The sequence below is a fragment of the Nocardia sp. bgisy134 genome (assembly GCF_965341865.1).
Taxonomy (GTDB): Bacteria; Actinomycetota; Actinomycetes; order Mycobacteriales; family Mycobacteriaceae; genus Nocardia.
The window spans coordinates 12,360-35,613 of the sequence record NZ_CBDQZP010000035.1; the positions used below are offsets into that span (position 1 = coordinate 12,360).

Sequence of the window (23,254 nt, forward strand, 5' to 3'; positions counted from 1 at the left end):
GCGAACATGCGGGAAACGATCGGGCCAGCTCGGCTAAATATGTTGTCGCACAGTCACTCACGATCACGATCACGATCGCGGGTCACGGCGAGGCTTTGCCGATACTCCATGGCCTCAGCGAGTTCGTCGAACTCGACGAGCTCCCCGGTTACAGCCTGCAGAAGTTCTCGCACCTCTGCAGGCGTAGCTTTGAAGAACTCGCGGCGGTTGTTGAGCTTGTTGATCCGCTTGTGCGCCAGCCGACGGTGAAGCTCAGCTTCGATACCGACCGCGTCCTGACTGAAGAACATGGTGTGCCTGTCGTATTTGAACGGCACCGACGTGTTGCCCAGTTCGCGGATCCGATCTGCCGGATCGACCCGGCGGGTCAAACCGATCATGACCACGCCTGCACCGAACGCCCCGATATTGGAGAGCACGTACACGTAGCCAGCGCGAATGTTGTCTTCCCGGTTCTTGAGGGCGAGGATGGCGCGCTCCAACTCCGCCAACCTCTCCCGTAGATCGTCCGCGCCCGCCGCGCTTGCGCTGCCCGCAGCCTCGAGCGCTGATAGCTTGTCGCGGCATTGCTGTTCCTGCTTTTCGAGTCGCGCGCGCTCACGGGCGAGCTCCTCCTGCGCTCTGCGCTCCTCACGAAGTGTTTCGCGCTGCTCGCGTTCATGCTCCTTCTGGCGTGCGAGGAGCTCGAGGTGATCGGCGGTCATCTGCAGCTCGCGACGGCGGAGTTCATGATAGCCGGGCGTGATGCGCAGATGCATCGTCTTGCCCAGCCGCTCGATGGTGAACGCGATCTTGTCCAGGCGTTCCAGAGAGGTGGGCAACTTGTACGGCTTGAGTCCTCGAACAAGATTGTCGGCCTCCGCGTTGTAGGCACGCAGCATCAGCATCGAATACTCGCGAATCATCCTGCGGCCCTCGGCGGCCGACCCGTTGACCGCCCAGGTCTGTGATGCCTCGATAGCGCCACCGTCACGCCGCGCCATGTACTTGATCTCACCTTGCAGGTGCTTCAGCGCGTCGCGATAGGCGACTGCGTCCGATAGCGGGTGGCGGTATTCGTAGATGCCGATCTCTTGCAGTACCTGATCTTCTCGGGTGTTGACCACCTGAGTGCGCAGACTGTCCAGCAGCGTCTGCTGCTCGGTGATCTGCGCTGCCAGCTGGTCACGCAGCCGCTGCAGCTCGGCGACCTCCAGGCCTCCGGTACTCGTCAAATGCGCTCGTAGCCTTTGGTTGTCGGACAGCGCGTCCGCCAGCTCCTCCGACTGCCGTTTCGCGTGTGCGCGAGCACCAAGCAGCGGCACCTTCGGGGCTTGTCCGAGGGCCTGAGTCCGGTCGACGGAATCCTTGGCGAGCACAGGTTTTCGGTCAGTGGTCCAATCGGTCCCGTTCCAGTACCTCAGGAAACCCACGTCAGAAGGGTCGGGATACCAATCCGGCGGCACAGTACTCACGATCGATCCCCCTTGTTGCAGTCGCTCTTTCGAGGATGCCAGCCTGAATCCGTGCCTGGAGGCCGAATGCAGTACTAGGCTCGGCAAAGGCAACATCCTCGACATCCTCCACACCGGCGGCGCCACCATCCGCGAACAACGCCACCTCACCGGCAACAAGATCGACTACGACATCACCCGCTACGGACACGGCGAATCACTCGGGACTGCCCCCAGCTTGGTTGATTCAAGTCAACCGAAACGGGGGCAGTCCCCTCGCCCGAATCGGCGACCACCTCGGCGTCGCGCACACCACCATCTCGCACAGCAGCCCCAACGCCACGCCATCACGCGACGTGACATTCACGCGTCGATCTGGCCCCGTCCTTACGCGCTAGCGACCACTTGGCGACGGTTCGGGTCGTCCCGAAGGTGCTATCGTTGCGGCACCAGAGGATGATGGATCTGGCCGAACGCGACGACGCCCGCCTGCTCGATCGCATCCATTGTCGATTGAACGCTGACACAGGCGAAGCTCGGCGCCACGAGCCGACGGGATACGGCGTCGATCTTGATCCTGCCGACTACCCACTTGAACTCGGCGCCCTGCGTGATCTGAGGCTGGAGCGACTACCCGGCTACGCCGAGGCGGTCATGGCGGCAAATCTCGGACGCGTCTCGTTCGAGGAGATGTTCTTCGAAGCTGAGCGCGCGCCGGCAATCTACACCATTGTCACCGACCTGACTGATTTCCGTCCCTCCCGCGCGGTTGACCGTTTGCCATTCTGAGGCGGGCGAGGATCGACGTGGTGTCCAGAGGATTTCGTCGAGGGTTGGGCATGCAGGACCGAAATGCGGTGACCGAGACCTCGGGGTAGAGGCCCGCTGCTTCGGCTTCCGAGGCTCGCACGATACATTCGGGGTCCTGGTGCACTCTCTCGATCAAAGGCGGGGCCGGCGGGCGGGTAGCCGTAGCTTGGCCAACGATTTGGCCGCCTCGCTGCGAACCAGGCATCAGGCTGGTGTGGGCGCGGGACTGTGCAGTAGGCAGACACACTCGCAGCGTCTTCAGATTGGTACTTAACGCTCGTCACGCCGGGGTGATTCGATCGTGTACCCCGCTGCATGATTCGCTGTCGGCGCTTTGACATCAAGTGGTCGTCGATCACCTTTCCTGGCATTGAGGATTTGAGGACGGGCCGCCGATCAGTGCGTGCGCTTCCTACGCCGACGCTGGGCACGATCCTGCTCTTCGTCCGCGCAAAGTCGGTTGATCTGGGCCTTGATCTCCTCGTCAGTAAGCCCATGGAATGCCAGTTGCTTTCGGTTTGCTTCGAGCCAGCACCACAGGGCATCTGCGTAGACTTTTCCGCGCTGATGGCAGACGAGCACCGAGTGTGATGCCTGGATCAACCGGTCTGCCTCGGCAGCCAAGGCGCTAGCCTGTTCCAGTTCGCTGACACCGACCAATCTCATCAACCAGCGGGCAGCGGACTCCCATACCGCGTAGACTTCGGTCCATTGGTTTGGGCTGAGGTGGATTCCGCAGATCCGGCTGATGCATCGATCGACCTGAGCTTGTGCACGGGTGGTCAGAAACTGTGCGCAGACAGGGTCGATCGGCTCAATCGATGCCAGGTGGGTTTGGTGCGCGGGGTAAACGGTGGGGTCGGGATCGACGATGACGGCATCGAGGATGTCGATCCCGTCGGTGGTGACGGGAAGCCCTTCGGAACGCAATGCTGCCGCGATAATTTCGGCATTGGCCCAGGCATCCTCAGCGGCATCGCGCAGCAGTGCCTTATTTCCGATGCCCCATTCGCGATGCGCAAGTGCGCGCAGTCTTGCTTGCTCGCCGGTGAATAATTCCAGCCGTAGCGTGACGTCTTGAAGCCGCTCACCCCTGTATTCGGTGTCGCCCTCGCTGTAATCCTCCCAATCGAACAGTTCCCGCCAAAGCTTTTCAGTCGGCGAGCCGTACTGGCCTACCCAATACTTGTAATTGCGGGCAACCGCGCGGCCATCCAACCATCTGAAGTTTGCCATCGGAAGATGGGTGGCTTGCAGCAGGCCGTCGAGGGCGGCTTGGTCGTAGCTGGCGTTGTAGGCGGTGATGATCTTCCCTGCAAGCCGCAGGGCAAGTTGAGGCCAGACCTGGGCAAACGGTTCGGGCTCGGGGCGGCGGTACTCGGCCTGAGGGAATGGATCGGGGATAGGGGAGAATCCGAACAGTCGGTTGTGCTGTTCGACGTCATCGCTGACGTCCCACCGGTTCTGAAGGCGCTCTCGTTCGGTCGTGGACCGCGTCGAGTGGACCATGTCGAGATAGTCCTCGCATGCTGCCACCCAATCTTCCCAGGGATCCTGGCACAATGGACTTCTGAATCGAATCAGCGCGGGTTGGCCGACGCCTTCGGCACTGACTTCGCAAATTCCGATGTATCCCACCGGTGTCGCGGAACCACCTGGCTCGATGTCTATTGAGACGATGCCTACCACCTATACCCCTAGCTACTGGATTCTGCTGTTGTTCGGCGATGAGACTGGATTCTCCTCGGGGCCACCGACACTCAGCGCTATCCTCGGCATAGGCTGCTGGTCGTGCTAGCAATTGGGCCCGGTGACCGCCGTGGTAGTGGGCGGGAACTTTCCTTACTGCCTCGCTGACTGGCGGGTCGTCTTGGGCGGTGATCCATGCGTAGGCGTCATGCTTTGTCAGCCGGATCGGGTCGGGTTCGGTTACGTCCACCGCGAAGTTGAATTGCTGGCCCTTCTTGCTGCTGCCCGACTGGTGGTCGAACTCGCCCAGGTAGCCGCAGTCGCTGGTGATGTCGAGGCCGGTCTCTTCTTTGACCTCGCGGATCAGTGCTCGATCGATCGTCTCGTCAGGATCGACTTTCCCGCTGGGAAGTTCCCAGATTCCGCCCATGAAGTCATCTACGGGTCGTTGCAGGACAAGTACTTTCCCCTGGCAGTGGGTGACCGCGCCAACTACCAGCTGCTGCACCCGTCACGTTGCGCATCCAGGGAGACTCCTCCAGCAGTGCGGGATCGATCATGAGGGTTCCGCCTTTTCGAGTCCGAGTGGTGCTCGATGACATTGGCGGTGGTTTCAACTACCGATCGGGTCCACGAGACTGGTGCCGGAGTCATCTGTCCGCTGCTCTGCCGACTGCATCGGCGTCGTTGTATCTACAGTCCCCACCCCGATCGCGCAGCCGCGATTTGCGCGCAGACGTGGACGCTGCGGCATGCGCACAGGTGTGGGGGGCGGGCCAGTTCTGGTCCCAGATGCGGCCATCGGTCCCGTCTGTGATGACTGGGTGGGTGGCCTTCTGCCTGCTCACGCAGCCAGCCTGCTCCTCGGTGACAACACTCAATCCTCTTCATGAGATGTCTCCTGACCCGCCGAGAGATTCAGAGTGTCGCCGCGCTGCACGGAGATCCACGCCCAGTGCATGCGGAAACACATTCCGATTCCCTCGCACTCCCGCATCGACGCGATCCTGCCGCAGCTGCACGTAACCGGCTCGACCACCGGCTTTTCGGTCGCGTCCTCATCGGCGCCTAGCCGCCGGTCGAGATAGTGGCGACCGGTGAGCCGGGGCACGGCACCGTCGCCGTACTGCGCGCTTGGATCGAAACTGCTCGCGGTTCGGGAATGCCACCGGGCACTGTCCGATCTGGCCGACAGCGGCTTGATCTCCCCGCTGCTCAGCGAACGTCTCGCCCTGGCCGATGTCGCCGCCGGGGTCCAGCGGCTCGCCGACGGTGAGACCGTCGGACGGGTCGTCTACGACACGGCGGTGTACGCATGAGCCAGTAGCCCCTCATCGACGCCGTCCTGTTCGACTATGGCGGCGTCCTGACCGGGCTGGTGAAGGATTCGATTTCAGACTGGCTCGCCACTGACGGCATCGAGCCGGCATCGTTCTCCACCACTCTCAAAGCGTGGCTGTCGCGCCCAACGCCGCCGTGCAGTACGAAACCTGTTGCACGCCCGCTACGACAATGTGTTGGCGACCGGTTTGTCGCACGACTCTCTGGCCTATGTCGCTATGGTTCTCACTTAAGGCGAATCCGAGCTGAGAAGCATTCTGTTCGATCCTGGCCGATCGTAATCAGGGGCCGACGTGTATGAACGGCAACCACAGCGGGGCCGCTTGCGGCAGGCTGTTACGTAGCTTCACCACTGCCGAATGCAACGCTCGGGGAGCGAGTTCGGCGGCGATGGCGTTCGAGGAGGCGATGTCCTGATAGACGGATTCGGCAACCTTGACCGCAGCCCTGTCGTAGGCGGCCCATGTGGTGGCGATGATGTGGCGCCACCCGATATATGACAACGCGGTCGCGACGGTGATGCTCTCATCCATCACGCTGTGGCTGCCGGTGTGGGTGAAACACGCGCACAGGAAAGCGAACTCGCCGTGGTGATGGCGTTGCTTGGCTAGTTCGGCGATGGTGATGATGCCGTCGAACATCATCAAGCCGCCATTGGACGGACGGGTGAAATCGTGATCGCCGTGGCAGCAGAAGTGCACCCAGTTGTGTGTTCTCATGTCCGAGACCACCGCGTCGTGTGTGGCCTCCGCGTCTTGGCGCGTGGTACGGATGTCGGATGGGAAGAGCTGTTGCAGTCGGATGATTTCCTCGGCGATCGTGGGTAGCGGTGCGCAGCCGGGGGTGTTGGGCATGCCGACGATGAGCAGCCGGGGGTCGGCCGCGGGGAAGGAAGCGCTCTCCGCACGCGTCAATGCGGTGACGGTGGGGATGTACGAGGACACCACACGATCCATGACGCTGTTGCCGCCACGACCATCGAATTCCACACCCGCGGCGTGCAGAGGAAGGACGCTGAGCGGACCAGTGGGACACCACCACAGTCGCGGTGCGTCGGCGGCCGATTTGGCGCTGTCGTGCCCCAGCGCGGACAGGATCGGTTCGGTGATTGCGGTCCACAGCCATCGCAACACAGACAGTAGGTCGTCTGCGGCTGTCACACGGTCGCGGCGCGGCTGTGTTGTATCGCTCAGCACCGCTTGACATCTCATGTATTGATCTACGTGGGCGGCGACGATGCTGTAGTTGATTCGATCCAGCGCGATATTGCTGAGTTGACCGTCGCGGATCACCAACGCGTCGCAGCGCCGTTTCGCGATATTGATCACCACGACAGCACCCTCGCGGCTGCCAGCGGTGAGGGCTTCGGCCGCTGGCGGTCGCAGAAAATCCTCGAAACCGGGCAGTGTCCGCACCATCGCGATGGTGTCGTCGAGGATGCGTGCCGCAGCGAGGGCCACGTCGGGCCTGCGAGAACGGTCATCGTCGGTACTATTGACGTCCACTCCGGCTGTTGGTTCGCTCATGGTGTCAAGCAACTGCCGTTGGTGCTGGATCGTCGCCGCGAACTCGGGGTGGACGGCTGCGAGGTCGTCGAGCGCGGTGCGGTCGGTGATCAACTGCGACCACAACACACCTCGTCCGTGTTCGAGTAGTTCCAGCGCACCGGCGAAATCGCCCACGGCGCAGGCGTATGCGGCGCCTTCGCGTGCGGCACCGGTCTGGGCATGTAACAGCCGTTCGCGGTCGATGCGGCTGATCCCACGCGACGCAGCTTGAGGCAGCAGCTGTATCAGGGTGCGGTAGTTGAGCAGTGCTTCGGCGTCGTCGCCGAGCGCCGCGGCCGCCTCCGCAGCCGCGCCGGCCGCGATGCTACGTACGGTCATTGGTGCGGTCGGTGCCGCTGAGGCCCGTTTCCAGCTGGCCAATGCGGCTCGACCGATATCCCGATCATCGAAGGCCCTGTAGCACAAGTACTGGATGTGTCCGAGATTCTGCAGATAGGCGGCGTGATCGGGTGCGGAGTCCATCGACACGGCGACAGCCTGCTCGGCCGCGTCGAGCGCTTCGCCCAACAGGTCACGATCTGCGGTCTGTTCGTACAGTCGGGCTACTGACAAGCCGAGTCTGCTCAGGCGCGAGGAGCGCCAAGGATGATCGTGCGGCGTCTGTTGGGCGACGGTGCGGTTCCAGGAGACAGCGGCCCGCAGATCCTCGCTTTTTTTGAGAAGTCGAAACCGTATCAGTGACGCACCGGCCAACCGCTCCATACATTTCACTGATTGTGTTGGGTTGTCGGGTGTGAGTTGCTGTGCTTGGTGCTGGTATCGGATCGACTCGTCGATGTCGGTTACGCTGTCGAATTCGTCGCCCCGCACCGACAGGATCACTCCCAAATTGGATATCATCGAGGCGCGTTCACTGTGCTGCTCGGGCAGCAAACCGACTGCGGTTCGCATGGCTTCGACCGCCTCGTCGAGGTCGGACCGCAGCCCGGTTACATGAAATCGCCGATCCAAGGTGAGGCGCAGGTTCGCGAAGAATCTCGCTCCACGAACATTCCGCGCAGCTGGACTAGCTGTGGCAGTGCGCAGCACATCGATCGCCTCGTCGAGGTCGGACCGGTCGCCCGTGAGATCGAATCTGGCCATCAGGGCGAGGCTCAGGTCGGACAGAGAACCGGGAAGTTCGGCCGCACCGCGGCCTATCTGGGTGGCGGCGCTGTGGTGAGTGTTCACCGCTTCGTCGGCGTCTTCGATACTCCGAAGAGCCTGTGCGCGATAGGTCAAGGCCACGCCGAGTACATTCAATGTTTGCGCGCCGGCATGGGGTGCTTGCGACGCCGTCCGCGCTGCGGCGACGCACGCGTGCAGATCCGCGTGGTCACCAGATCGCTCGTACCGCTTGCGGAGCAGATTCGACAACTGCTCCAAGCAGTTTCCCTGTTCGGTGTGGTTGACCGCGGTCGAGTTCGCCGCCTCATACCAGGTGTCGATCGCCGTGTTCAGATCGCGGTGGTCGCCACGGTGTTCATAGCGGGCACCGAGTGCCGTGCCGAGGTCGGCAAGGTAGGTACCGCGCAGCGTATGGTGTGGAGGAACGAGCTGTATCTGTTTCTCGCACAACGCGATAGCGGTTTCAATGTCGTCATGGTCGTGGCGCTCCGCGTAGCGCCGTGTCAGTGTCTTCACATACAGGTGGGTGATCGGCACGTAGTGCACGTGCTGTGGTGGCGTTTGGTTTACCGCGTCGGCCAACAGTGACACCGCTTCGTCGAGATCGTCTTGCTCGCACAGACATTCGAAGCAGACAGTAAGGGCGCGAGCCAGGTCGGCCTTTCGTTTGGCGATGCCCGGTCCCTTAATGGAGGTGAGCGCCTGGCGCGCTAGATCGACCATGCGCCTCACCTCGCGCGTATCGTCGAAGTAGGCGTAGCGCGCCTGCACGACCAAGATCAGATCCGCGAGGTACTCCGACTGGAGGACGGAGTTGTCCGGAACCAGCGCCAGCGCCTCCACCAGCAACTCGACCGCATCATCGAGATGACCTATCTGTTGGTCCAGCGACTGGAACAGCACCAGAAGTGACTGTGCCAGGTTCGCGTGCCTGCGTGCCTTCTCCACGTGACCCAGACCCAGGAACTCGATCGCCTGTCGGCCGACAGCCACCGCTTCGAGCAGCTGCTCCGGTTGGCGATCGATGCCGAACTGCGTTCGAAGCGCGATGCCGAGGTCGGAGATCGAGGCACCGTGCTCAACCAGTTCCGGTGGAAGTAGCTCGACGCCCTGACGAAACGCTGAGATCGCGGCCTCGTTGTCGGATCGATCTGCGGTGTGCGCGAATCGCATACCGTACGCGGTACCGAGGCAGTAGAGGCCCCTTCCACGCGCCGTCGGACGATCGACCGAAATGCTGTTCCTGAAATGCTCGAGAAGAACGATCGCGTTGTCCAGCGGCCCTCGGTATCCGGTGGCCCGGGATTTGAAGGTCTGGAAGGTGGCCTTCTCGAGCAGCGCCCCCAGCCAGTCGGACACGTCTGCCGATCCGCCAACCAATGGGCGAAGGCTCGGCGGGACTTGGTCCGGGAGGGCGGGGTGGATCGCGGTGAACCAGCCGTGCGCCTGCGTGAGCTCGGACTGACCTTCGTTGGACGGCAGTGACAGATACCGGAGCCAGTAGAAGTTGCCCAACGTGATTGCGACCCCGGCGTCGACGCCGCCGTCGGGCAGCAACGCCTGAGAATAGAGTCGCTGCGCATCGGCCATCGCCTGCGGGGAAAGAATTCCGTCGTCGCGGAATGCGACACAGGAATCGATCCAGGTCTGCACTTTGCGGCGTTCGTCGTGCACCATCGCGAGCCCAGTTCCTCAAGTCGGGCCCGGCTGGTCACCGGGACGTGAGCGCCACTGTGACACCCAGTGTCACCAGAGCGAGAATCTGCGTTGCGGCCGCCGAGATCAAGAGCTGCGTTTTGGTCGCGGTACCTTGGCGGAGGGTTCGTATCGCTTCCAGGTTGCAGCGCGCAACGATGTTGCGGGCATCGACCTCATGATCCTTCCACTGCGTGCTGAGCATCTTCTCCATCGTCACAATGGAGACCGACTTCGAGCGCCAACTCAGGCCAGCTGAGATGGCGAGTGCCGCGGAGACCAGTAGTAGCGAGAGCGCGACGACGAGAGCGAGTTTGGCCGAACTCGACAGAGGGTTGTCCTTTCCGATTAATAGTGACACCACTGCCAGAACGACAGTGACGATTGCGGTGCTACCGGTCGCGGCGCTCGTTGCGCGGGTGTTGAGCAGATCGCGTCGGTCATGTTCGTTCTTGAGTTCCGCGAGGACCAATGCTGCGTACTCTTTGCCCTGGTCGCTCACCTCGAACGTCCATTTCCTTTGCTGCTACCAGTTTCTCGGGCAGGCGGGTGCATCACTGTTCCTCATCGGCCTTGTTCGAGAACGACGCTCCACGGCCTACCGGTGGTATCTCTCCACGGATGGTCGTGTCGAAGTCGAGCCAACTGTGGTCGGGGGCATCGCGAGGCGCATCGCCGCCCCCGGCGTCCTCGGCGGCGGTCGTAGTGGAATCAGCGGGGTCAGGCATCGGCGACTAGCCTCCTAAAGGCGTTGGCCCGGAAGCCGAATTATATTCGGACGCAACGATTCCCTGCGAAAAAGCAATATATTGGGGGATAGATCGGGCCGGAGCCGAGTACCGTTCGGTATCTTTGGCCACGTTTCGCCGACAGAGGAACTGGTGGCGACGTCGGCCGAAGTTAACGCCACCAGTTCCTGTGATCAATTGTCCAGCTGTGCATCTCGCACGTCGCCAGCCAAGCTCACGATAGTGCCGCTGGGCGCGTCAACCCGCTGCGGTAGGTGTGGCGACGCACCGCAGTCATCATTCGTGGATATTGCCTACAGGTTCGTCTGATGCGGCCACCGGTTCGGACGCGGCCACCTGTTCATCATGCGATCGATGTGTTCATCGCAGGTGCTGGCCTGCCAGCGGGCGGGCCAGTGCTGGACTTCAGCGTTGCCGATCTGGACGAGGCCATCGCAGTGAATCTGCGTGCACCGATCGTGATGGCTCGGGAGGTGGCCGAATCGATGCGGGCGAGGCGAAATGGCCACATCGTCTTCCTCGGATCCATCGGCGGCCGCGTCACATCCGGCGACACCGCCGTCTACAACGCGACGAAGTTCGGCCTTCGGGGATTCGCCCTCGGCATGCGCGAAGACCTGCGTGGCAGTGGAGTCGGGGTGTCCCTGGTCGAGCCGGGATTCGTGCGCGAGGCCGGGATGTTCGCCGACAGCGGCGTGCGTCTACCGCCCGGGTTCCGCACATCGTCTCCACAGCAGGTCGCCGATGCGGTGATCCGCGCGATTCAGCGCGATATCGCCGAAATCGTGGTCGCCCCCTTCGAGCTACGCATCGGCGTCGCCCTCGGCAGCCTTGCACCGATGCTGAATTCTCGTGTTCAACGCATGCTCGGCGTCAGACTCGACAGCACAGCCACATGATGAGAGCAGCGGCTCTCGTCCCTGCTGGGACGAGGAGCGGAATGACATGTTGAGATTGCGGTGGCGCAACGGTTCTACGCGCGCACGATTGCAAACCCTTGTCGACCGCCTCGACGAGGCTCTGCCCGAAGATTGGACGGCCGAGTAGCTCTTCACATCTGTCGAGCGACTTCGGGGCCGACGTATCGTGCGTTTGCCGATGCCGTCGGAGGCGCCGGTGGGGTTGTGCGGGATGTGGCTGGCGTGCAGTGGTTATGACGTCTTCCGCTTCAATGTCGGCATGACGGATATCGACGCGGCCGCAGCCCGGCCCTCGGCGGAGTGGTTGGAAGCGTGCGTCGGGGCGGATTCGGTATGGCGCCCGGCGGATCTTCCCGAGGGGTTGAGGCACGAGGAAAGCCGGAGGTTTCTCTCGACGATCGGGTACCCGGCGGTGTTCCTGAGTGCCGTCCGCTTTGACTCCTCGGACCTGCCTGCACAAGGTTTGTGGGAGGAGGACCCCGATGAGCTGTTCGGTCGCCGTGAGCCCGATGATGACTCTGCTCCGGTGAAGTACTGCTACGGACTTGGCGTCTACGGCAACGACTACACACTGATGCTCGATGGCGAGCTCGGTGTCGTGGACGTCTATGACCCGAGCGGGTGGGACCACGGTGCCGGCTACCGCGGCCGCGCCTTCGACTCGCTCGCCGAGTTGGCCGGGGCGGTGGGCATGTTGACCCGGTACCTCGCCCGGTTGGAGGAAGGTGAGGAACCGGCCACGGTCCTACGCGAGCTGAGCGAATCGGTGACGATGTCAGGCTGGGCGGACTCCGGTTTCTGGATCAGCGCGTTCGAGCACCTCGAGGACGAGTATGGGGTGGCCTGAAGGCGAGATGCTCACCGCCACAGCTGAACTCGGTGATCCGATACCTCGCCGGACCCTGGATGCGTCATCGCCACCCTGTGTGAGCTCGGACAGTGCTCCCGAGACGGATTCCGCAGGCATCAGATTGATTGGGCCACATTCGGCCAGCGCGACTCGATCAATCTGATGCACCGCACTTCAGGAACTGGCGAAGGCGTCCATGCCAACAGCTGAATGAGAGCGCCGATCCCACAGCGAAAGTGGACCCATCGATACCTCAACAACCTGTCAAATGACGTGATCCGATCTGCTGCAAGGCAAGGTAGGCGGCGAGGACCCCTGTCGGGCAATCGATCCGACTGTGTCTTTCCGACCAGGTTATGCGCTCACCTGCGCGGCCCGGTCTGCGCGACCGGATAGATCGGCGAAGGCGTCGCGTAGCGATTGCGGGGCCACCACCTCGATCTCGGTATCGAAGCGCGCCAGCGTCGCAGCGAGCGCCGCCCATGACCACGAACCGATCAGCAGTCTGGTTCGCCCTTGGTCGAGCGCCTCGACGACTCCATCGACGGCGAACGGAACAACTTGCGGGGCAGGCAGATGGAGGATCACCTCGCCGTTGCACGGCCAGACGTCGGCACCGGCAGAGCCTTTGAAGCGGGCGGAGAGGAAGGCTGCGACATCGCCGCCTGGTAGTTGCCGGGGTGAGAAGCGTGGGCCGTTGGGGATGCGGAGGGTCATCCGGTCCGCGCGGTAGGTCCGCCAGTCGGCACGCTCGGGGTCCCAGCCGATCAGGTACCAGCGCCCGTTCCGGACTATGAGGTGATGGGGTTGTATCCGGCGGAACGGGCGCGGATCGACCGCGTCAGAGGGGGTCGCCTCCGGGTAGTCGAACCGTACTTCCTCCGCGGAACGAATCGCGATACTCAGATCCACCAGGCTCTGAGTATCGACTTGGACGTCGGCCCCGGCCGCGGCGATCTCGAGCACATCGACTCGCTGCCGTAATCGGGAAGGCAGGACCTGTCGCACGGTCGCGAGGGCTCGCGCGGCGTTCTCTTCGATTCCCGCCCCGGTCCCAACCGCGATCCGCAATGCCACGGCGAGCGCGACGGCCTGCTCGTCGTCGAACAACAGCGGCGGGAGCTCACTGCCTGCCTCCAGCCGGTAGCCGCCCTCAGGGCCCTTGATCGCCTGAATGGGATAGCCGAGCTCGCGCAGGCGATCGACGTCGCGGCGCACTGTGCGTCCACTGACGTCGAGCCGCTCGGCGAGCAGACCCCCTGGCCAGTCCCTGCGGACCTGCAGCAAAGACAGCAGCGAGAGCAGGCGGCGAGAGGTCGCCGTCGAGGTCGATATCGGCATGGTTTCCAGATTGCCACGAGTAGAGGACAATCCCTGTCCTCTACCGGTGACAGTGTGGAATTCGTCGCCCACCGGCGGCGAAAACCACTCGAAGGGACATCAATCACCATGACGGTCAACACTGTTGCCCACCTGAACTTCCGCGGTCAGGCCCGCGCGGCCCTGGAGTTCTACCAGTCGGTGTTCGGGGGCCAGCTCACTCTCGCCACCTACGGAGACTTCGGGATGCCGACCGAACTGCCCGACGCCACCAAAGTGGTGTTCGGCCAGGTCGTCGCCGACAACGGGTTCCGGGTCATGGCCTACGACGTGCCCGGCCAGGACACCCCTGCGACCCCAGCCGCGCCCACCACCCGCCGCGAAAACGGCACCACCATCACCGAGGAACGGTTCTTCCTTTCGGTGCGCGGCGAAACCCTCGAGGAGGTCGGCGCACTGTGGGAACGCCTCGCCGAAGGCGCGACGATCATCGAGGCATTCGGCCCAGCTCAATGGGCGCCCGCTTTCGGGATGCTCAGTGATCGCTTCGGTGTCACCTGGATCCTCGACGTCGCAGCCGAATACGTCCCGGCCTAACGCTCTCTTCGGGGTGCGACCAGACCCGGTCGCACCCCGAAGGTCCAGGTCGCGAACAACCACACAGGAGACACCGCATGCGCACTCGCCCCCTCGGCCGCACCGGAATTCAGGTGAGCCCCTACGCATTGGGCACGATGAAGTTCGGGCGATTCGGCAACCCCGACCATGACGAGTGCGCACGCATCGTCCATCGGGCCCTCGACAGCGGCATCAACGTTATCGATACTGCCGACGTCTACGGCGGTGGTGACGGTGAGACCGAACAGATCGTCGGGAAGGCACTGCGCGGCCGTCGTGACGACGTCGTTCTCGCCACCAAGTTCAACGGTGCGATGGGCCCCGGACCCAACCATCGGGGCAACTCCCGCCGGTGGATCGTCTCGGCCGTCGAAGCGTCGCTGCGTCGGCTCGGTGTCGACCACATCGACCTCTACCAAATGCACCACCCCGACTCCGGCACGGACATCGAGGAAACCCTGAGCGCGCTGACCGATCTGCTGCGCGCAGGCAAGGTGCGGGCCGTCGGACACTCTAACCTCCCGGCCTCCGGCATCGTTGAAGGCCAATGGGTTTCCGAACGTCGTGGCCTGGCCAAGTTCCGCGCCGAACAGCCGCACTACTCGATCCTCAATCGAAGTGCCGAGCGCGAGATCTTCCCGATCTGTCAGCGCTATGGGTTGGGGACCTTGGTCTGGAGTCCGCTGTCGATGGGACTGCTCACCGGTCGCTACCGCAAGAGTGGCGGAGAGCAAGCATCGGCGGCCCTGATGCACTGGGTGCCACAACACATGAGCGACGAACGAAAACTCGACGCCGTCGAAGCGCTCATTCCCATCGCCGAACAGAGCGGACTGCCGCTGACTCACCTCGCACTCGCGTTCGTCATCGCCCACCCCGCGGTCACCACGGCGATCGTCGGACCGCGCACTGTCGAGCAGTTGGACGACCTACTCGCGGGAACCGGCACGCCCCTCGCCGACGACCTGTTGGACCGCATAGATGAGATCGTGCCGCCAGGAACCGACACCGGACCGATCGATGTGGCCTATGTACCGCCAGACCTCCAGCAGCCGAGCCTGCGCCGACGTACCGCCGAAGACCGTGGCGCCGCGTGATCGGGTGTACTCCTGGTAACGCAGGTGGGTGATTACAGCGCCGACCATGAGAAGCGCGAGACCGATTCCCGCAGACGGCACGAGCCACGTGGCATTTCCGAAGATACCCGGCAGAACCAGACCCAAGGCTGCTGCGACCTCACAAAACCGACGTCGGATTCGACGTCAGCTGCCGACTTGCCCGAAGCAGGGTCACAGTCAGGCCGCGGGAGGCGGCGTCGAGGGCGGCGCCCGCGCCCACCACGCCGCCACCGATGACGAGCACATCGCTCTCGGTGTCGCCGATTGAGTTCACCGCGCGGGCGCGGTACTGGGAGTCCAATCGTGCGGACACAGCGGTATCTCTCCTTGTTTCGGTGTTATTCGGGTAGGCCGACGTCGCCCCTCATTCGTCGACGTCGATCCAATCGAGGGTGCGGGAGACGGCCTTCTTCCAGCGCGCGTAGCCGCGCTCGCGCTGCTCGTCCGACCAGGTGGGAGTCCAGCGCTTGGCCTCGTTCCAGTTCTGTTCGAGCTCGTCGGTGTCGTTCCAGAACCCGACGGCGAGCCCCGCCGCGTAAGCGGCGCCCAGCGCGGTGGTCTCGGCGACTACCGGCCGCGACACCGGCACACCGAGGAAGTCGGCCTGCAACTGCATGCACAGCTCGTTGGCGGTGACGCCGCCGTCCACACGCAGCACGTCGAGCTTCACCCCGGAGTCGGCCTGCATGGCCTCGACGACGTCGCGGGACTGGTAGCAGATCGATTCCAGCGTCGCCCGCGCCACGTGGGCGTTGGTGCTGTAGCGCGACAGGCCGACGATGGCTCCGCGCGCGTCCGAGCGCCAGTACGGCGCGAACAGTCCCGAGAACGCCGGGACGAAGTACACCCCGCCGTTGTCCTCGGCCTGCCGGGCCAGGGATTCGCTCTGCGCCGCACCGGAGATGATGCCCAGCTGATCGCGCAGCCACTGCACCGCCGAGCCGGTCACCGCGATCGAACCCTCCAACGCGTACACCGGCTTGTCCGAGCCGAGCTGGTAGGCGACCGTGGTGAGCAGTCCGTGCTGCGACCGCACGATCTCGGTTCCGGTGTTCAGCAGCAGGAAGTTGCCGGTGCCGTAGGTGTTCTTGGCTTCGCCGGGACGGAAGCAGACCTGCCCCACCGTGGCCGCCTGCTGGTCGCCGAGCACACCCGACAGCGGCACCGCACCGCCGAACGGACCGTCGGCGCGGGTGGTCCCGAACAGCTCCGGGTTGGACGAGGGCGCGATGGCGGGCAGCATCGCGCGCCGGATGCCGAAGATCGACAGCAGCTCGTCGTCCCAGTCCAGCGTCTCCAAACTCATCAGCATGGTGCGGCTGGCATTGGTCGGATCGGTGACGTGTACCCCGCCGTCCACGCCGCCGGTGAGCTGCCACAGCAACCAGGTGTCGGTGGTGCCGAAGAGCGCGTCGCCACGCTCGGCGTCCTCGGCCACACCCGGAACGTTGTCCAGGATCCAGCGCAGCTTCCCGCCGGAGAAGTAGGTGGCCGGCGGCAGGCCCGACTTGCGCCGGATGGTGTCACCGTGCCCGGCCTTCTCCAGGTCGGAGGCGATGCGATCGGTGCGGGTGTCCTGCCACACGATGGCGTTGCAGTACGGCCGCCCGGTCTTGCGGTTCCACACCACCGTGGTCTCGCGCTGGTTGGTGACGCCGACCGCGGCCAGATCGCTCGCCACCAGATCGGCCTTGGTGAGGGTGCTCTGGATGACCGCGCGGGTGCGCTCCCAGATCTCGGTCGGGTTGTGCTCCACCCACCCCGGGCGCGGCAGGATCTGCTCGTGCTCGAGCTGGTGGCGGGCAACCTCGTTGCCGCTGTGGTCGAACACCATGAAGCGGGTGCTCGTGGTGCCTTGGTCGATGGCGCCGACGAACTTGGTCATCGCGGTCCTTTCGAGAAACTGCTGTCGGAAATGGACTCAGAACAGGAACTGGGCAGCGAGACCGGCGAGCGCGCCGCCGACCAGCGGGCCGAGCACCGGCACCCAGGCATAACCCCAGTCGGAGTTCTTGCGGCTCGGTTCGGCGCTGACGTCGGGCGACTCGACCGACGAGCGGGCGCCGACACCCACCGGAACCCGGGCCTCATCGGCCGGCACGGGCTGGCTGACCGGCAGGAGTGCGTGCGCGATGCGCGGACCGAGGTCGCGAGCCGGGTTGATGGCGTATCCGGTCGGGCCGCCGAGCGACGCGCCGATGCCGACGACGAGGAGCGCCGCCGCGACCGGGCCGAGTCCACTGGGGGTGTGTCCGAACGCGAGGATCACCAGGACCAGGGTGAACGTGCCGATCACCTCGGTGGCGAAGTTCCAGCGGAAGGCGCGGATCGCGGGGCCGGTGGCGAACACCGCGAGCTTCTTCTCCTCGTCGGTCTCCTCGTCGAAGTGGCGCTTGTAGGCCAGGTAGGCAACGGTCGCGCCGAGGAACGCGCCGCCCAGCTGACCGCTCAGATAGGCGAGCGTCGTGGCGCCCGAGATGGCGATACCGGAGGCGTACTCGTCGGCACCGCTGAACAGGATGCCGATGGTGACCGCAGGATTGAGGTGGCCGCCGGTCTTGTAGGCGACATAAACGCCGGCCAGCACCGCGAACCCCCATCCAAAGTTGATCAGTAGCCAGCCGCCGTCCTGTCCTTTGGACTTGGCCAGCAGTACGTTCGCGACCACACCGACCCCGAGCAGCAGCAGTACTCCTGTACCGAGTGCTTCGCTGAGGAAGATTGAGCCGAAGTTCATCGTTGAGCCTCCGTTTCGCCCCGCAGGTCGCGGGCGCGACCGTGCCGAACGGAAATTACGGGGGGATTTCCGAGTCGGACATAGCTCGTATTCGACAATGCCGAATGGCTCGGCTGGTTGCCAGACCGCGGCGCCACTACCGTCCGACACGCTAGGAGGATGTATGGCGCAGCTCACACTGGGTTTCAATGATGTAACCCAGGTATTACCGAAGATTCGACATTGTCGAATCGCCACTCGCCGGAGAGGTTTCCCGACATGCCAGGTCCGATCCAATCAATCGAGCGAGCGGCGGCCGTACTGCGGCTGCTGGCCCGTGGATCCGGTCGTCTCGGCATCGGCGACATCGCGGGTGCGCTCGATCTCGCCAAGCCGACCGCGCACGGCATTCTGCGCACGTTGCAGGGCGTCGGTTTCGTTGAGCAGGACCCGGCAACCGGCAAATACCAGCTCGGCGCCGCGCTGCTGCATCTGGGCACCAGCTATCTCGACGCAAACGAGCTGCGCTCCCGGGCGATCAACTGGGCCGACGCCCTTGCGGCGCGCACCGGAGAGTCGGTGCGGATCGGCGCCCCGATCGGCGGCGCGGTGGTGGTGGTCCACCACGTGTTCCGGCCGGACAACACCGAGCAGGCGCTCGAGCTCGGCGAACTCCTGCCCCCGCACGCGACTGCTCTGGGCAAGGTCCTGCTGGCCTACGACACCGACCTGGCCGCCACGGTACGCGGAAGCGAACTGGCTCCGCTCACACACCGCACTCTCGTCGACCGAGCCGCGTTGGCCAGGGCGCTGGCCGTGGTGCGGCAGGCCGGATGGGCAGGCGACACCGAGGAATTCCGATCGGGCGAGGCGGGTATCGCCGCGCCGATCCGAGCGCCCGGCGGTCTCGTGGTCGGCGCCATCGGCATCACCGGCCGGGTGGATCGACTGTGCGACGCACAGTTGCGGCACCGGCCGGCGCTGGTCGGTTACGTCCTCGACGCCGCACGGGCGGTCTCGAGGGATCTCGGTGCGCCGCACTGAGTTCCGGCGGGCCGGTGACTGGCGGACTTCGACTGAAGGCGGCCGCCGATGACGCAACGTTACGTGCTGTCCATCGATCAGGGCACTACCTCGACTCGCTGCATACTGTTCGACCAGCGCGCCCGCTTGGTCGGCGTCGGGCAGCGCCCGCACCAGCAGCACTATCCGCGCCCGGGATGGGCCGAGCAGGACGCGCTGGAGATCTGGCGCAACGTCGAGCGGATCGTGCCGCAGGCGATGCGGGATTCCGGCGTGGCCGCCAACCAGATCGTCGCGCTCGGCATCGCCAATCAGCGCGAGACCACCGTGGTGTGGGACCGCCGCACCGGGATGCCGATCGGGCGCGCCATCGTCTGGCAGGACGTGCGCACCGAGGAGTTGGTCGGCGAGCTGCGCGAACGTCCGGGTGCGGACCGGATCCGCGAGCTGTGCGGCCTGCCGCTGGCCACGTACTTCGCGGCGCCGCGGCTGCGGTGGATGCTGGACGCCGTCCCGGGTCTGCGCGAGCGCGCCGAGCGCGGCGAGGTGCTGTTCGGCACCATGGAGACGTGGCTGATCTGGAATCTCACCGGCGGGGTCGACGGCGGGCTGCACCTCACCGATGTCACCAACGCCAGCCGCACCTTGCTGATGAACCTCAGCACCCTCACGTGGGACGACGAACTGCTGGCGTTCTTCGGCATTCCCGCGGCGATGCTGCCGCGCATCCAGCGCTCCACCGCGTCCTACGGCGTGACCCGCCGGGTGGTGCCGGGCATCCCGATCGCCGCTGCGCTGGGCGACCAGCACGCCGCGCTGTTCGGCCAAACCTGTTTCGCGCGTGGGGAAACCAAGTGCACTTACGGCACCGGCGGGTTCCTCATGATGAACACCGGACGCGATCTGGTGCGGTCCGAGCACGGCCTGCTCACCACGATCGGCTACCAGATCGGCCCCGAGCCGGTGTACGCGCTGGAGGGACCGATCGCGGTCACCGGCTCGCTCGTGCAGTGGGTGCGGGACAACATCGGCCTGGTCACCAGCGCGCCGGAGATCGAAACGCTCGCGCGCACCGTCGAAGACAACGGCGGCTGCTATGTGGTGCCCGCGTTCTCCGGGCTGTATGCGCCGCATTGGCGCAGCGACGCCCGCGGCCTGATTGCCGGACTGACCTCCTACATCACCAAGGGGCACATCGCCCGCGCCGTGCTGGAGGCCACCGCGTGGCAGACCCGCGACGTGGTCGAGGCGATGAACGCCGACTCCGGCCTGCAGGCCGCCACTCTGCGCGTGGACGGCGGCATGACGTCGAACAACCTGCTCATGCAGATCGTGGCCGACGTACTCGACGTACCCGTCTTGCGCCCATTGGTCGCCGAGACCGTCTCGCTGGGTGCGGCGTATGCCGCCGGCCTCGCTGTCGGTTACTGGCCGGATCTGGAGGGACTGCGCAACAATTGGCGCCTTGCCGCCCAATGGCTTCCGCGAATGGACCCCGCGCATCGCGAGGACGAGTACGAGAAGTGGAGGCGCGCGGTGGAACTGACCTTCGGCTGGGTGCGATCGAAACCGCGTGCTCGGTAGAGGCGTGTCGTCCGCGGGCGCGCACCGCGGCGGGCTTGTGTCGGGCACCTGGGTCAGCGTCGCACTCATCCGGCTTCATGTGGGATGTGCGATGTGGACGCACGCGGTATGGCAGGAACGGCAGCTCCCTCGCGGGGAGCGGCTGCGCTGGTACGCCACGTGGTGCCACCCCGCGCGCACCGCCGCCCGAGGACGACATCGAGGCCGTCCGCCGCAAGGTCCGCGACTCGATCGCCGACTCCCGCACCTAGATCGTCACGACGATCTTCCCGGCGTACAGCCCCTTCTCGAAGTGGCGGTGCGCCTCGACCACCTCGTCGAGGGCGAACGTCTTGTCGACGACCGGCTGTAGCACGCCGAGGCGGACACCGGCGTTCAAGAACGCCGCCATACGCTTGACGACCACAGGGTCGAGGGTGTGTTCGAAACTTCGGTAGCCGTGGATCGTCAGCGGTGTGCCTGCCGGGAAGGATGCCGGCCGAGGGTCCAGGAAGCCGGCGGCGACCAGCGTTGCGCCCGGGCGGGCCGCCGCCAGGAGATCCAGCTGACCTGGGCCCGTGACGAGGTCGAGGACGATGTCGGCGCCGGTCCCGCCGGTGTGGTGGCGGACGGCTTCGGCGACGCCGATCCGGTCGGTGGCGACGACAGCGGCTGCGCCGGTGGCGAGCAGGTCGTCCTGTTTCGCGGCGTGCCGGGTGACGGCGATGGGCACGGCGCCGATCTGATTGGCGATCTGTATCGCCGCGCGGCCGACACCGCCGGACGCGGCGGTGATGAGGACATGGTCGCCGGGACGCATCCCCGCCTTCTCGACGAGCGCACCGTAGGCCGTGGAGTAGGCGACCCAGATCGCCGCCGCCTCCGCAACTCCGAGCCCGGCAGGCCGGGCGAGGACGCGGCTCGCGGGGACTGTGAGGTATTCGGCGTAGCTCCCCCGGACGCTCGCGTCCGGAACTGCCGTGAGAACGACCGGATCGCCAGCCTGCAACCCGGCGACCTCGGGGCCCACCGCGTCGATGACACCGGTTCCTTCCACGCCGAGGCGGGCGTGCGGCAGGGCGATCGGCGCCGGCGAGGCGCCCGAACGCATCATCTGGTCGAGCGGGTTGACGGCGAATGCCTCGATCCGGACCCGCAGCTCGCCGGCCGCGGGTTCGACGGCCGGCTCCTCGACGATGTGCATGACTTCCGGCCCACCGAACCGGTCGAAGACGACTACCTGTGGCATGGTGATTCCTCCGCATCTGGCGCTGAATTCGTTGCTCCGGAAAACGCTACGGAGCCGTGGGTTACCTCCTGGTACCTTCGAATTCCATGCAGGACATCGCCGGACCGGCTTTTCTCGCCGACTGCCCCACACGGCTGGCCGTCGAGATCCTCTCGGACAAATGGGCCGTGCTGGTGCTCTTCGGGCTCAGCCGACGGCCGCACAGACACGGTGAGCTCATCGGCCTCATCGGTGGTGGCATCTCACGCAAGGTCCTCACCCAGACGCTGCGCCGACTCCAGCAGTACGGTCTGATCGAGCGCCGTGCCGAAGCGCCACGCCGGGTGGTGTACAGCCTCACCGACCTCGGTCTGACCCTTGTCGAGCCCATCGATGTCTTGACGAACTGGGCGAGGGACAACGCCGGGGCCATCGTCGACTTCCAGGAGACGGCCCGGGGTTGATGCACACCGGGTTGTCCGTCTCCGGCCGCGTACCGCGGCAGACGCTGTCGCCCGCGCGGTCCGATGTCAGCGGCTCATTCTCCTCGACGGGCTCGCGCGCGGCGTTTGCCTCCGTGCATGGCCTGCACCTGGGCCACCGGGGTGGGGTGCCTCCTCGACCAGATCCAGGGGAAGCTGCTGCGGCGCAGGCATTTCCGATGATCAGGGATCGCTGTCACCGAGCAGGTCCGGCACGGTAAGCAGTGTGAAGTCGGCCGGTGTCACGTCGTCGAGGTCCGACCAGCGCAGCGGGATCGAGACGGTGACGCCCGGACAGATGCGGGGACTGTAGGCGGCGGCCACGGTGGCACCGCCGGCGCGGGTCGGGTCGAGGAAGACCTCGCCGTGATGGTCCTCCCGGATGAACGCCGTCGTACCCACCGACGGATCGATCCGCTCGGCCCGCGCCGCCACGGCCGCATCCACCGCATCGATCCCCGCCACCACCGCTAGGAGCCCTTCGTGCCCAACAGATTCCTCACCCCCGACGTCCTCGCGCGCCGCAGCCTGGCCAACCTCTAGGAACTCACCGTCCTGCTACCGCTGGTCTACCGCGACATCTCCAGCGACTTCGGCCCAAACGACGAACTCCCCACCGCGTCTTGACTGAAGGGGAGTCATTATCGGACGTTCCGCGCGGAGGTCAACGGCCCGAGATGGCCTCGGGCCGTTGATCTTCGGACTGTCGCATCTGGCCGCCAGCAGGGGTGCCGACAGCATCCTCGATTGCGAAATCCAGCTGGGGACTTCGAATATGCCGCTACTTGACCGAGTTGGCCAACTGATCGGCAGCGAGATGACTGCCAACGACCTCGAAACGCCTGGGTGATGGCTCATTACACAATCGAGCACCGAAAAGCCGCAGAGTAGCCGAGTCGGTCTCCGAGCAAGGGCCGCTGCACGGTCATCGTCGTGCAGCGGTGTGTTCGGTCGGCCTCGGATCGATACAGCCACCTGAAGGTCGCCTGCCCCGCGCCGGCCGGTTCGATCGGCGCGGTGTGCG

Annotated in this window: 19 protein-coding genes and 2 pseudogenes; 9 read left to right on the forward strand and 12 right to left on the reverse strand. The window is 64.9% G+C overall.

What is annotated here, in order from left to right:
* Window positions 1-53 precede the first annotated feature (53 nt).
* Window positions 54-1,454, reverse strand: coding sequence for a DUF4041 domain-containing protein (locus ACRWNM_RS35490; RefSeq protein ID WP_431972542.1), 1,401 nt, complete (start codon window positions 1,452-1,454; stop codon window positions 54-56).
* Window positions 1,455-1,892: 438 nt separating this feature from the next.
* Between ACRWNM_RS35490 and ACRWNM_RS35495 the strand changes: the two genes are divergently transcribed.
* Window positions 1,893-2,222 (forward strand): hypothetical protein, encoded by a 330-nt coding sequence (locus ACRWNM_RS35495; protein ID WP_431972543.1) that lies wholly within the window; start codon window positions 1,893-1,895, stop codon window positions 2,220-2,222.
* A gap of 417 nt (window positions 2,223-2,639) precedes the next feature.
* Here ACRWNM_RS35495 and ACRWNM_RS35500 read toward each other — a convergent pair whose 3' ends face one another.
* Window positions 2,640-3,932, reverse strand: a complete 1,293-nt coding sequence (locus tag ACRWNM_RS35500) for a hypothetical protein (protein ID WP_431972560.1) — start codon at window positions 3,930-3,932, stop codon at window positions 2,640-2,642.
* A 238-nt stretch (window positions 3,933-4,170) separates the two neighbouring features.
* Window positions 4,171-4,440 (reverse strand): annotated as a pseudogene (locus tag ACRWNM_RS35505) (NUDIX domain-containing protein); the annotation flags it as partial.
* A gap of 589 nt (window positions 4,441-5,029) precedes the next feature.
* On the opposite strand from ACRWNM_RS35505, the gene ACRWNM_RS35510 reads away from it, so the two are divergent.
* A complete protein-coding gene (locus ACRWNM_RS35510; protein WP_431972544.1) occupies window positions 5,030-5,251 on the forward strand; it encodes a hypothetical protein in 222 nt (73 codons plus the stop codon).
* A 303-nt stretch (window positions 5,252-5,554) separates the two neighbouring features.
* Here ACRWNM_RS35510 and ACRWNM_RS35515 read toward each other — a convergent pair whose 3' ends face one another.
* Window positions 5,555-9,625, reverse strand: a complete 4,071-nt coding sequence (locus ACRWNM_RS35515) for a CHAT domain-containing protein (protein ID WP_431972545.1) — start codon at window positions 9,623-9,625, stop codon at window positions 5,555-5,557.
* A gap of 34 nt (window positions 9,626-9,659) precedes the next feature.
* A complete protein-coding gene (locus ACRWNM_RS35520) occupies window positions 9,660-10,145 on the reverse strand; it encodes a hypothetical protein (RefSeq protein WP_431972546.1) in 486 nt (161 codons plus the stop codon).
* A gap of 501 nt (window positions 10,146-10,646) precedes the next feature.
* Here ACRWNM_RS35520 and ACRWNM_RS35525 point away from each other — a divergent pair.
* Both ACRWNM_RS35525 and ACRWNM_RS35530 read left to right on the forward strand, forming a co-directional pair.
* Entirely contained in the window at window positions 10,647-11,291 is a 645-nt protein-coding gene (locus ACRWNM_RS35525) for an SDR family NAD(P)-dependent oxidoreductase (RefSeq protein ID WP_431972547.1), read from the forward strand.
* Window positions 11,292-11,490: 199 nt separating this feature from the next.
* Window positions 11,491-12,159, forward strand: coding sequence for a hypothetical protein (locus tag ACRWNM_RS35530; RefSeq protein ID WP_431972548.1), 669 nt, complete (start codon window positions 11,491-11,493; stop codon window positions 12,157-12,159).
* 357 nt (window positions 12,160-12,516) lie between these two features.
* On the opposite strand, the gene ACRWNM_RS35535 is transcribed toward ACRWNM_RS35530, so the two are convergent.
* Window positions 12,517-13,503 carry a helix-turn-helix transcriptional regulator gene (locus tag ACRWNM_RS35535; protein ID WP_431972549.1) on the reverse strand — a complete coding sequence of 329 codons (987 nt, stop codon included), beginning with the start codon at window positions 13,501-13,503 and terminating at the stop codon, window positions 12,517-12,519.
* A gap of 108 nt (window positions 13,504-13,611) precedes the next feature.
* Here ACRWNM_RS35535 and ACRWNM_RS35540 point away from each other — a divergent pair, with 108 nt between their 5' ends.
* Complete coding sequence (locus tag ACRWNM_RS35540) at window positions 13,612-14,079, forward strand: VOC family protein (RefSeq protein ID WP_431972550.1); 468 nt, start codon at window positions 13,612-13,614, stop codon at window positions 14,077-14,079.
* Window positions 14,080-14,156: 77 nt separating this feature from the next.
* Complete coding sequence (locus tag ACRWNM_RS35545; RefSeq protein WP_431972551.1) at window positions 14,157-15,197, forward strand: aldo/keto reductase; 1,041 nt, start codon at window positions 14,157-14,159, stop codon at window positions 15,195-15,197.
* Between the two features lie 60 nt (window positions 15,198-15,257).
* Here ACRWNM_RS35545 and ACRWNM_RS35550 read toward each other — a convergent pair.
* From ACRWNM_RS35550 to ACRWNM_RS35565, 4 genes and pseudogenes are all read right to left on the reverse strand, one after another.
* A pseudogene (locus ACRWNM_RS35550) lies at window positions 15,258-15,323 on the reverse strand (hypothetical protein); the annotation flags it as partial.
* A 13-nt stretch (window positions 15,324-15,336) separates the two neighbouring features.
* Window positions 15,337-15,531, reverse strand: coding sequence for an FAD-dependent oxidoreductase (locus ACRWNM_RS35555; RefSeq protein WP_431972552.1), 195 nt, complete (start codon window positions 15,529-15,531; stop codon window positions 15,337-15,339).
* A 51-nt stretch (window positions 15,532-15,582) separates the two neighbouring features.
* Window positions 15,583-17,103 carry a glycerol kinase GlpK gene (gene glpK, locus ACRWNM_RS35560; RefSeq protein WP_431972553.1) on the reverse strand — a complete coding sequence of 507 codons (1,521 nt, stop codon included), beginning with the start codon at window positions 17,101-17,103 and terminating at the stop codon, window positions 15,583-15,585.
* A gap of 36 nt (window positions 17,104-17,139) precedes the next feature.
* Window positions 17,140-17,955 carry an MIP/aquaporin family protein gene (locus ACRWNM_RS35565; protein ID WP_431972554.1) on the reverse strand — a complete coding sequence of 272 codons (816 nt, stop codon included), beginning with the start codon at window positions 17,953-17,955 and terminating at the stop codon, window positions 17,140-17,142.
* Between the two features lie 258 nt (window positions 17,956-18,213).
* On the opposite strand from ACRWNM_RS35565, the gene ACRWNM_RS35570 reads away from it, so the two are divergent.
* Together ACRWNM_RS35570 and glpK (ACRWNM_RS35575) are read left to right on the forward strand one after the other, a co-directional pair.
* On the forward strand, window positions 18,214-18,978 hold the full coding sequence (locus tag ACRWNM_RS35570; protein WP_431972555.1) for an IclR family transcriptional regulator: 765 nt from the start codon (window positions 18,214-18,216) through the stop codon (window positions 18,976-18,978).
* A gap of 48 nt (window positions 18,979-19,026) precedes the next feature.
* A complete protein-coding gene (glpK, locus tag ACRWNM_RS35575) occupies window positions 19,027-20,541 on the forward strand; it encodes a glycerol kinase GlpK (protein ID WP_431972556.1) in 1,515 nt (504 codons plus the stop codon).
* Window positions 20,542-20,788: 247 nt separating this feature from the next.
* Here the strand turns inward: glpK (ACRWNM_RS35575) and ACRWNM_RS35580 are convergent, their stop codons facing one another.
* The gene (locus ACRWNM_RS35580) at window positions 20,789-21,769 is read right to left on the reverse strand and encodes a zinc-dependent alcohol dehydrogenase family protein (RefSeq protein WP_431972557.1); all 981 of its coding nucleotides are present in this window, start codon (window positions 21,767-21,769) and stop codon (window positions 20,789-20,791) included.
* A gap of 86 nt (window positions 21,770-21,855) precedes the next feature.
* Here ACRWNM_RS35580 and ACRWNM_RS35585 point away from each other — a divergent pair, with 86 nt between their 5' ends.
* Window positions 21,856-22,212 (forward strand): winged helix-turn-helix transcriptional regulator, encoded by a 357-nt coding sequence (locus tag ACRWNM_RS35585; protein ID WP_431972558.1) that lies wholly within the window; start codon window positions 21,856-21,858, stop codon window positions 22,210-22,212.
* A gap of 201 nt (window positions 22,213-22,413) precedes the next feature.
* Here ACRWNM_RS35585 and ACRWNM_RS35590 read toward each other — a convergent pair whose 3' ends face one another.
* Window positions 22,414-22,698 (reverse strand): hypothetical protein, encoded by a 285-nt coding sequence (locus tag ACRWNM_RS35590; protein ID WP_431972559.1) that lies wholly within the window; start codon window positions 22,696-22,698, stop codon window positions 22,414-22,416.
* Window positions 22,699-23,254: the final 556 nt, after the last annotated feature.